Origin of the sequence: Xenorhabdus hominickii (assembly GCF_002632725.1) — a bacterium.
GTDB classification, from domain to species: Bacteria; Pseudomonadota; Gammaproteobacteria; order Enterobacterales; family Enterobacteriaceae; genus Xenorhabdus; species Xenorhabdus hominickii.
The window spans coordinates 1-497 of record NZ_NJAI01000106.1 but is presented as its reverse complement, the minus strand read 5'-3'; the positions used below and the strand labels follow the sequence as shown (position 1 = coordinate 497).

Here is a 497-nt window from a genome sequence, read left to right as displayed (position 1 = left end):
ATGGCAATCTGCAATTACCGCTAAATTCGGTGAGGAAACAGCCTCTCGTGTTGCTGATGCACATGAACGATATGGCACGTTAGATTTGAGTGTTCGCCATTTCAAAACGTCCGAAGCTGCTGATGAAACGATTGATATGCTGAATAACCGAACAGGCCGACAAATTGGCGTGGCAAACGCAAATACGTCAATAAAAGATCAGGCTAAAGTCGTGTTAAATCAGTTTCATAAAGAAGGTCTCTACGTTGCCAAAGAGAATGCATCTGGCTTTTCAGTAGTGAAAGAGAAGATTACAGATGAACAGTTTTCTTATATGAATAGTCAATATGATAGAGGCGATAATGCAGGTTTTTCACCCGAACAGTTAGCTAATGGGGAGAGAAAAGAATCAATAATCGAGTATCAATGATAACGACATTCAAAATAATGTAAATTTAAGCTCGGCTTTTTCGGTTGGAATGTATATGCAATTAAGTTCGATACTACCGCCGACAAAA

Annotated in this window: 1 protein-coding gene; it reads left to right on the top strand. The window is 39.2% G+C overall.

What is annotated here, in order from left to right:
- Positions 1 to 409: DUF6973 domain-containing protein (locus Xhom_RS31810; RefSeq protein ID WP_211287919.1), on the top strand; the 409-nt coding region annotated here is incomplete at its 5' end.
- Between the last annotated feature and the right edge of the window lie 88 nt (positions 410 to 497).